7 protein-coding genes and 1 pseudogene are annotated in these 10066 nt (G+C 53.2%); 6 read left to right on the forward strand and 2 right to left on the reverse strand.

The window, feature by feature from the left end; genetic code table 11:
* The first annotated feature begins 311 nt into the window (after positions 1 to 311).
* From B2R17_RS05090 to B2R17_RS05115, 6 genes are all read left to right on the forward strand, one after another.
* Positions 312 to 944 (forward strand): glycosyltransferase, encoded by a 633-nt coding sequence (locus B2R17_RS05090; RefSeq protein WP_286763117.1) that lies wholly within the window; start codon positions 312 to 314, stop codon positions 942 to 944.
* A 142-nt stretch (positions 945 to 1086) separates the two neighbouring features.
* Positions 1087 to 1827 (forward strand): glycosyltransferase family 25 protein, encoded by a 741-nt coding sequence (locus B2R17_RS05095; protein WP_286763118.1) that lies wholly within the window; start codon positions 1087 to 1089, stop codon positions 1825 to 1827.
* A gap of 222 nt (positions 1828 to 2049) precedes the next feature.
* The gene (locus B2R17_RS05100; RefSeq protein ID WP_008665463.1) at positions 2050 to 3006 is read left to right on the forward strand and encodes a GDP-L-fucose synthase family protein; all 957 of its coding nucleotides are present in this window, start codon (positions 2050 to 2052) and stop codon (positions 3004 to 3006) included.
* The gene (locus tag B2R17_RS05105) at positions 3003 to 4301 is read left to right on the forward strand and encodes a DegT/DnrJ/EryC1/StrS family aminotransferase (RefSeq protein WP_286763119.1); all 1299 of its coding nucleotides are present in this window, start codon (positions 3003 to 3005) and stop codon (positions 4299 to 4301) included. The genes B2R17_RS05100 and B2R17_RS05105 overlap by 4 nt, the downstream gene beginning before the upstream one ends.
* A 3-nt stretch (positions 4302 to 4304) precedes the next feature.
* Positions 4305 to 5240, forward strand: a complete 936-nt coding sequence (locus B2R17_RS05110) for an alpha-1,2-fucosyltransferase (RefSeq protein WP_008665459.1) — start codon at positions 4305 to 4307, stop codon at positions 5238 to 5240.
* Between the two features lie 118 nt (positions 5241 to 5358).
* Positions 5359 to 5874: a DinB family protein gene (locus tag B2R17_RS05115; RefSeq protein WP_339888848.1), complete on the forward strand. Its 516-nt coding sequence runs from the start codon at positions 5359 to 5361 to the stop codon at positions 5872 to 5874.
* Between the two features lie 90 nt (positions 5875 to 5964).
* Here B2R17_RS05115 and B2R17_RS05120 read toward each other — a convergent pair whose 3' ends face one another.
* Both B2R17_RS05120 and B2R17_RS05125 read right to left on the reverse strand, forming a co-directional pair.
* Entirely contained in the window at positions 5965 to 8457 is a 2493-nt protein-coding gene (locus tag B2R17_RS05120; RefSeq protein WP_286763121.1) for a glycogen/starch/alpha-glucan phosphorylase, read from the reverse strand.
* A gap of 420 nt (positions 8458 to 8877) precedes the next feature.
* Positions 8878 to 10066, reverse strand: a pseudogene (locus B2R17_RS05125) (hypothetical protein); the annotation flags it as partial.

The raw sequence follows: 10066 nt of genomic DNA on the forward strand, positions 1-10066 counted from the left end.
ATCGCAAACCGCGAGGTGCGCTCCGTTTAAGCGATCACACACAATCGGACTGGTAACGACCCACCAACTTCGCTAACCTCCGCGGGAAACACATATTTCTCGTCGTTGGACGGGAATTCCTATGCCCATTTCTCACCAAGGAAGGCGAGACCATGGCGACGGTTGTCTGTACACGTTGGTTAGACGCATTCCCTGCATCGTATGTCACCGTTTTGCGAAACGCTGTGGCAGCCAACTTGAACCGTTCACATCGGTTTGTTTGCGTCACCGACAATGTGGCTGGATTAACTGATGGGGTCGAAGGAATTCAGATGCCTGATTTAGGCATCCCCTTTGAGCATCAGGAAAAGGGATGCTGGCCCAAACTGTCGATTCTGGCACCAGGCGTTTTGCCCGCTGATGAACCAACGCTGTACTTGGATCTCGACGTCATGATTAACCAGAACCTGGATGGGTTCTTTGATCGTTTGGAGGCCAAACGAGGTTTTCATGCACTGCGAGAATGGAATCCAACGCTCTGGAGTTTGGTCCCACTTGCGATGCGTCCTGACCGGGGTGTTCAGGGATCCATTTTGGGATTTTATCCGGGTGAGCAAGCCGAATTGTTTCGGCAATTTAACGAGCACCAGCAGGAGTGTTTTGATCGGTTTCAACTCGACCAAGATTTTTTGACCGATAGTGCGACGGACGTGAACTACTGGCCGTTTGCATGGACCTCCAGTTTCAAGTGGCACTGCCTGAAGTACTACCCGATCAATCAGATTTTCCCCAAAGTGAAGCGGCCGGCAAAAGCCAAGGTGGTCGTGTTTCATGGCGACCCGCGGCCAATTGACGTGGTCCCAGAGGGCGACTACCGCTGGGGCACGCGACGGAAATTCGGGCATGGTCCCGTGGATTGGGTCCGGGACTACTGGCTGCGGTACGATTCAAGCTGGACCGAATAGGAAACTGAGTTAGAAGCATGCGTTCCCTCAATGATGGCAGCCTGAAACGCCGCCTCAAGACGGTGAACGCCGACTTCATCCGGCAACGATCTTTAATCATCACGACCACGCACTCGAATGGATTCCCCACGAGGTCGAAAACATGAACGTGTCTCAAGCACTCGTTGTCACATTGCGGCGAGCCACCGCGCGACAGCCACAGGTTCAGCGGATTCTGCAAACGTGTCCGGTACCATGTCAGATTCACGATGCGGTAGACGGCAAATTGTTGCCAGACGATGAATTACAACGATGGATTGAGCCTCGGTTGCATTTACCTTCGTATCCGTTTCCGCTGAATGTCGGCGAAGTCGGTTGTTTTCTCAGCCATCGCGGCATCTGGCAACGTATCGTCGACGAGGGTTGGGAGCAAACGTTGATCGTCGAAGACGACATCGAATTCGAACTTGGATTTGCAGAATCGCTCGCCTTCGCCAGTGAGCATGCTCGAAGTGGCGACTACGTCCAATTTCAAGTTCGACCGTTCACGTCACCGCACCGGGTTTTATCGCAGCAATCTAAATGGGCTTTGTTGTGTCCAGACGTGATTCCACTGCGAACGTCAGCACAGCTGGTGACGAAGTTGGCCGCTGAGAGGTTGTTAGCTGCATCGAGCCGATTGGATCGTCCCGTCGATGCGTTCATTCAAATGCGATGGGTCACAGGCGTGCGTGTGGTCGTGATGAACCCATCCTGCGTTCATGAAGTCTCGGCGAATCTAGGGGGGAGCACAATCGGCGGAGGCGGCAAGCGACAGGCGATGACCGATCGAGTCAAACGGGAAATTTTGCGTCCGATCTATCGTTTTCAAATTGCGTCGCGTTCTCGCAAGGATGCAGCTTAGAAACGGTAGAGAAATGCAAGTCGGGTGTCTTTTACCGAGTCGATGCAATGGAAGCAGTGTCGAATTGGTGTCTGACTCGTCCGTTCCGATAATGCTTTGTACAGAATTGACATTGAATTTGTTACAAGTCGTTTCCTACAAGAATGTTCAGTCGTTCGATCGTTAACGGTTCGACGACCTTGCGACTCAGAAAGAAACCTGCCCAAAGGAAAAGGATTTTCAATGCGGCAAGACGAACCGATATGGATCACCGGTGCAGCCGGTATGGTCGGCGCAGCGTTGACGCGGTATCTGCGGTCCGGGGGCTACACCAATCTGCTGACGCCCACGCGGAGTGAACTGGACCTTTGCTCAGCCGATGCGGTGCAGGACTATGTTGAAGAATTCCGTCCAAAATACGCATTCCTATTGGCTGCCAAAGTTGGTGGGATCGTCGCGAACATGAACGATCCAGTAGGTTTTTTGGATGAGAATCTTCGCTTAGTAGTCAATCAACTCGGGGCATGTTCCAAATCGGGCGTTAAAAAGATTCTGTTGCTTGGTAGCACCTGCATTTACCCGCGTGAGTGTGCTCAGCCCATGATCGAAGACTCTTTGTTGACCGGTCCGTTAGAACCGACCAATGAAGGCTACGCGTTGGCGAAGATAGCTGGACTTCGGTTGGCTCAGAGCTACCAGAAACAAATGGGGATGCAGTGTGTTTTGCCGATGCCTTGCAATATCTATGGCACCGGCGACCACTTTGATTTGTCCCGGTGTCACGTCCTTAGCGCTCTGGTCAAACGGTTCTGCGACGCGGTCGATCAGAATGCTGAATCGGTCACGCTTTGGGGAACCGGATCGGCCAAACGTGAGTTCATTCATGTCGATGACGTTGTTCGGGGCATGCTGCATTTGTTCGATGCGAACACCGAAGGCCAAATCATCAATCTAGGTCCGGGAACAGACGTCAGTATCGCCGAATTGGCGGGCATGATCGCAGAGCAAACCGGTTTTCAAGGTCAGATTTGTTGGGACACAACCCGTCCCGATGGGATGCCTCGCAAGTGCACGGATAACACGCGATTGAAACAACTGGGGTTTGAGCCCCGCATCTTGCTGAGCGAAGGGATCGCCCGAACGATCCTGGAATACCGGCAATTACATAGCAACCACTCATACTCGGCGAACGCGGCATGAACCCGGATTCCCAAAAAGCCTTTGAAGCATGGATGGATGACCATTTGGAACCCGCAGCCAGCGAGTTCGGCCGCTACTGGTATCCATTGACGGTGCCCACGTTCGGTCGAGATGAAATTGCCGCTGCAATGGATTGCTTGGTCAACTATCGGACATCCATGGGTGCGTTGACTCGCGAATTTGAGACACAGTTTGCTCGGTACATCGGTTGTCACGATGCCGTGATGGTCAACAGTGGTTCGTCAGCTGATTTGTTGTTGGCTTACAATCTAATCAATCCGTTGAACCCTCGATTGGAGGCCGGCGACGAAGTCTTGGTCCCCGCCGTGACTTGGCCTACCCAAATTTGGTCGCCTTTGATGGCGGGATTGAAAGTCACACTTGTCGATGTTGATCCAGAGACACTGAACGTCGACTTCGACGATATGCGCCGTCGTCTGACACCAAAAACCAAATGCGTTTTCGCTGTGCATTTGATGGGAAATCCCATCGATATGAAGTTGATGGAGCAATTTTGTGAAGAGCACGGATTGCTGTTAATTGAAGATTGCTGCGAGTCACTCGGTTCAAAGTACGATGGAAACCATGTCGGTAACTTCGGATTGGGGGGAAGCTTCAGCTTTTTCTTCTCCCATCACATGACAACAATGGAAGGTGGCATGGTGACGTGTCACAACGAAGAAGACGCTGACGCATTGCGAGTATTGCGAGCTCATGGTTGGTCGCGAGGCGTGCAGACGCCTACCACTGGGTCTCAATCAGGTTCTGCTAATCCATCAGTGGTGGATGATCGCTATCGGTTTATCAATTGGGGATTCAATCTACGGCCGACTGAATTGCAGGCAGCTTTTGGGTTGGAGCAACTCAAGAAATTGGACGGCATGAACGACCGTCGCCGAGAGCTGGCAGCCCGATTCGAAAGTTACGCGGAAAGTCAGTCATGGTTTGGCAGCTTTGAGACGCCAGTCGCCGGTGAGGCCAGTCCGTTCGCGTTGCCTCTGTTATTGAAAGGGGATGCGGTCGGATTCAGAACCGAGTTGCTAGCTCATTTGGAAGAGGCAGGCGTTGAAACTCGTCCGGTAGTGACAGGAAACTTCGCACGACAACCAGCAGCCAGTCTGCTGGGACCTGTTGATCCATCAGATTATCCCGGAGCTGAATGGGTCCACGAACAAGGCTTCTATTTAGGCCTCAGTCCGATGATGGACGACCTCAAAATTGAACGGTTGATTCGCACGCTCGATGAAGCCTATGCAGCCGTCGTAAGACCAACCCAAGTTCGTAAGGTGGCTTGATCGATGATTGTGACACGATTGATTGGTGGACTCGGGAACCAATTGTTTCAGTATGCATTTGGGCATTCTTTGGCTCGCAGCACCTACCAAACGTTGTTGATCGACGATTCAGCATTTATTGATTATCGATTGCACCCATTGGCGATTGATCACTTCACCATCTCCGCATCGCGGTTGTCGGACGCCGATCGTTCGCGAGTTCCGGGGAAGTTCTTGCGAACCCCAGTTGGGCGAGCGTTGGACAAGGTAAGCCGGTTTGTTCCCGGGTACCAAGGAGTGCTTCCGGTTCGCCGCGAAAAACCGTTTGGATTTCGAGAATCATTGCTGGCTCGGGAATCAGACCTCTATTTGGATGGCTACTGGCAGAGTGAGAAGTTCTTTCCTGGATTGCGTGGCAGTCTGCGAGAAGAGTTTCAACTACGTGAACAACCATCTGAGACGACACGGCGATTGTCCGCCCAGATGAAGAGTGAGAACAGTGTCGCGATTCACGTCCGTCGCGGTGACTATGTGACCTCCGCCAAGGCGAAGCAAATTTATCGAACGTTGGACGCGGACTACTACCGTCGCTGCTTGTTGGACTTAGCGGCCCATGAAACGGATTTGAAGCTCTACTTGTTCTCAAATGATGTTCCGTGGTGTGAATCCAATCTTGATGTTGGTATTCCGTTTACACCGGTGCAACACACTGATGGGGCGACTGCTCACGAAGATTTGCATTTGATTGCACAGTGTCGGCACGTTGTGATTGCCAACAGCACATTCAGTTGGTGGGGGGCTTACCTGGGGCAACTTCATCCAACGCGACGGGTTTATTACCCGGAGCCATGGTTTCATCCGGGCACACTGGATGGTTCTGCGATGGGGTGCGACGACTGGATCTCGGAAGCAAGTCTTGAGGAGCAATCTTCTCTAAAAAGCTCCCGACGGGCTGCGTAAACTGTCGAGAACTTCAGTTTGTCCATCAAGGCGATGTCGGACGTTTGGGCCTGGCTTACTTTCGGTTTGGAAGGTAGCTAAAACAGCAGGATTGAATTGCACCTCGTAGAGAAACAACATGATCGGACAAATGATCGCTGACTCGGGTCGGCTTTGTATGGGATACACCAAACGACTGATGACCGGAGTGACTCAGGAGCAGTTCGCTCGTTTCGCCGTGATTGGCGACACTGTCATCGAGTCCAACCATCCAGCGTTTATCCTTGGGCATTTGTCGCAGTATCCGTGGCAAGTGGTTGAGCAAGTCGGTGCCGACGCCTCGGCGGTGAAGCCCTCTGATAAATACGATGCATTGTTCTCGAAGAATGCAAAGTGTTTGGACGATCCGAACGGCACGCTGTATCCGCCAATGGAAGAAGTTGTGGAGAAGTTCTTTGCGTCGCACGAAGCTGCGATCGAGGCATTGCTGAATGCTGACGATGCGGTTTTTTCGTCGCCGAACCCAACCGAGCATCTTCGTGAGAAGTTCAGCACCGTTGGATCACTGCATGGTTTCTATCTAAGCGGTCACATGATGCTTCATATCGGACAGTTCAGCGCATGGCGACGTGCGATGGGGCTCGGGCCAGCATAGGTTGGGCCCGGCAACTCACGCTCATTAAACAAAAAAAGGGCTCGGTGATTTCTCATCGAGCCCTTTTTGTTTGGAATGATCAGATTGGCATTACGACAGTGGTCGCACGTCCCAAATGTCGTCCGCGTATTGCTGGATCGTTCGGTCGCTGCTGAACCACCCGCTGCCTGCGGTATTCAGGATGCTCATCTGATTCCAGTGATCAACGTCTTGGTAGGCCTTGCCTACTTCGCCTTGAGCGTCGATGTACGCACGAAGGTCGGCGATGGTGACCCAAGGATCCTGAGGGTTACGCAATCCGCTGGTCAACAAATCAAACAAGCCTGGATTGTCAGGGTTGAAGTGTCCGCTTTCCAACAGGTTCATGATGCGAACGATGTCCTCATCAGCAGCAATAATATCGTTGGGACGATAGTCCTTCTTCAATTCGGCGACTTCGGATGCGTCCAAGCCGAACAAGAAGAAGTTCTCGGCACCCGCATTTTCACGGATTTCGATGTTGGCTCCATCGAGCGTGCCGATCGTCAACGCACCGTTCATCATGAACTTCATGTTGCCCGTGCCGGAAGCTTCTTTGCCGGCGGTTGAAATTTGCTCCGACAACTCGGTTGCCGGGCAGATCACTTCCATCGACGAAACGCGGTAGTTCGGGAAGAACACGACTTTCAACAGGTCGTTAGCCGCGGGGTGATTGTTGACCTTTTTCGCAACATCGTTGATTAGCTTCACGATCAATTTGGCGACATGGTAGCCGGGGGCTGCTTTCCCACCGATCAAGACACAGCGTGGGACCATGCCCGCGGTTTCGCCACGCAGAATGCGATCGTACAGGTGCACGATATGTAGCACGTTCAACAGTTGGCGTTTGTACTCGTGAATTCGTTTGACTTGAACGTCAAACATGAACGACGTGTCGAAACGAACGCCGGTTTCGGCGACGACCAAATCAGACAAGCGAGCTTTGTTTTGTTGCTTGACTTCGATCCACTTTTTGCGGAAGTCGGCGTCGGCTGCATGCGGAGCCAACTCTTTGACCTTGGTCAGGTCTTTCTGCCAGCCTTCGCCAATGGTTTCGTTGAGAAGGTCACGCAGGCCTGGGTTGCAGTGCGACAACCAACGACGTTGGGTCACGCCGTTTGTTTTGTTATTGAACTTGCGAGGCCACAGCGTGTTGAAGTGTTTGAACAGACCTGATTCCAACAACTGCGTGTGCAAACCAGCAACACCGTTGACCGAGAAACTTCCGACGATGGCCAAGTACGCCATTCGAATGTGTGGGTTGTCACCCTCTTCGATCAGTGACATTTCGCGACGCATTGCAACGTCACCAGGCCACTGCTGGTCGACCAGTTTCAAGAACCGAGCGTTGATCTCGTAAATGATATCGAGCAGACGTGGCAGCAGGCGGCTGAACAAACCGACCGACCATCGTTCCAAGGCTTCCGGAAGCAAGGTGTGGTTGGTGTATGCCATGCAGCGTGTGACCACGTCCCAGGCGTCGTCCCATTCCAGTCCATGCTCATCCATCAACAATCGCATGAGTTCAGGAACGGCACAGGCGGGGTGCGTGTCATTGAGTTGGAAGCAGTTCTTGCGTCCAAAGTCGCTGAAGTCTTCGCCGTGCTGTTCCACCCAACGAGCGATCACGTCTTGCAAGGAAGACGAAACGAGGAAGTACTGTTGTTTCAGACGCAGTTCCTTGCCGTTTTCGCTGGCGTCGTTGGGGTACAACACCATCGAGATCTGTTCGGCGTCGTTCTTTGCGGCGACGGCTTCGGGGTACGAGCCCGCGTTGAATTCGCTGAGGTTAAAGACGTCGGTCGTCGACGCTTTCCACAGACGCAGCGTGTTGACCGTGTCGTTGCGATAACCAGGGACGGGCATGTCGAATGGAACGGCAAGAACATCGTGCGAGTCAACCAATCGAGGACGCAGGGTTCCGTGCTCGTCGTAGTAGTTCTCGGTGCGACCGTAGAAGCGAACGCGACGCGTGTCTTCGGGGCGTTTGATTTCCCAAGGGTTGCCATCACGCAACCAACGGTCGGGATCCTCGACTTGGCGTCCATCTTCGATGTGCTGGTGGAACATTCCGTATTCGTAACGGATGCCGTAGCCAACCACTGGAAGCTGCAGGTTCGCACAGCTGTCCAGGAAACATGCGGCCAAACGACCGAGGCCACCGTTGCCCAATCCGGCATCAAGTTCCTTGTCAGCGACTTCTTCCATTCCAACGCTGTAGGCTCGCAGAGCCTTGCGGACGTCTTCGTCCAAGTCGAGGTTTTCGACCGCGTTGGTGAGTGAACGGCCGATCAAGAATTCAAGCGACAGGTAGTAAACCTTGCGGTCTTCGCTCAGGCAGGTCTTCTTCCAAGTTTCCAGCCAGATCGGCACCAAGCGATCGCGAACTGTGATCGCCAAGGCCTGGTAAAGGTATTCGCTGTTTTGTTTGTCAGTCGAGTCGCCGGTAAAGTCGTGTCCTAGCGTGATCGTCAGGTGACGAGCTAGTTCCGATGACAAATCAAGGTGTGGAAACGAGGTGTCGGTCGGAGAAGCATTCGGCGGAGCGGAAAGCGTGTTGGACATCGATTTTCAACGTTTCAAGGACGAGACTAGAAGCCGGGAGTATATCGGTGCGATAAGGGAGAGCCAATCTAGATCGGCACCCTGTGCGCTTCACTTGAATCACGCTGTTGGATGCTCTTACCTCGTTAAGATAGGAGGGATAGGTTGGCTCTGGGGTTCTAGAGGAGCGGATCATTCCCCTGAGTTCCTGCAATGTCTTTCGCGTTGACAGCGGAAACCACATCTCGCAACGAGATTTTCAGTCAGACTTGAGTCAAAGTTTTTTTGACTTTTCGAGATTCCGCTTAAAAATCAGCACCCGATTTGCTCGTCACTTTCGAAATCGAGACGCGCAGCTCGGAGGCAAAGATGTTCGATGATTCGTCCACGTGTGCAGCGGGCGTGCGCAAATCCGCCCGCGGACGAGAAGAGACGTACGACTTAGGATTTGCGACGACGCATGTGGGGCAACCGGCGGCCTTGCGTTTGGGCTGTTGCGAGTTGCGTTTTGAGTTCGTCGAGCGTCAGCGGACTGACCGGAATCGTCATCAGTTCCTGAGGATCAATCTCGCTGATGAGATTTCGTTTGCCGATCTTTTCGACCTCGTCTTCCAACGCGCTCAACCAAGGAGGCAGATCGAGTCCAACGCCAACGGGAGTTCGCGAAAGTTCGTTGGCTTCTGCTTCGAGTTGTTCGAACGCGGCGCTAAAGCGATCCGCTTCCGCATCGCTCATGGCGGGTTCGACAAGCGATCGCATTCGGTCGATCGTCATCGGTTGGACGAATCGTTCTTCGATACGATCGGCGATGGTTGGCATTCGCATGGAATGCCGGCGTTGCAATTCGCGAAGCTTTTGGACGTAGAGTTCGGCTTCAGCTGCAATGCGTTCGTTGAGGCTTTCACGCCAACCCAAAGACGTTTGATCGAGGCCCATTCGCACGAGGACTTCGTGGGTCCACATGATCGGTTTCAAATTCCAAGCGACGCGTTCGTATCGAGTCCGCAGACGCAAGAAATCGAGGAACGTGTAGATCAGTTCGCCGCGATCGCTCTGTGTCGTTGTGCTGTTGTAGTCTTGGTATTCCGCGTGGTGATCAAGCAACGATTCGAAGACCAGCGTGATCCAACGCGAGGCTTCGTTGATCTTGATCTTGCCAATTTCGAGATCGCGAAAAAGCTGGGTGTCTTCCAGCAGGTCATCACCATCGGTCATGGCTCGTTCCAGCCATGACGAGACATCTTGGTGCAGAACCGCGCGAACGTTGCTCAGTTGCAAGAAACCTTGGGTGAAGATTGGGTCGCCGTAAAGCTTGATGAACTCCACCAAACGTTCCCACTTCGCGGGATCACTGACGGCTTCGAGCGGTGACAGGCGAAGCGTTTGGCTGTGCGCGAGCCAGCTGCCAAGCATCGTTTCGGTCAGTCGTTCCAACAACGGAATCAACCGATCGGCAATCGCGTCTTGGTCCGTGACGCTGAGTTCTCGTGTGGCGGATTGAGGTTCGGCCGGAGCAGGGGAGGGCGGTTCGCCGGCCGTGGCATGCAAAACGGCTTCGGCGATCGAGCCAACCAGCGATCGATACCCCGCACGATACAAGCCATCAAACTCAGTGACAGCGCCGGCACCG

This window comes from Rhodopirellula sp. UBA1907, assembly GCF_002337565.1.
Taxonomy (GTDB): Bacteria; Planctomycetota; Planctomycetia; order Pirellulales; family Pirellulaceae; genus Rhodopirellula; species Rhodopirellula europaea.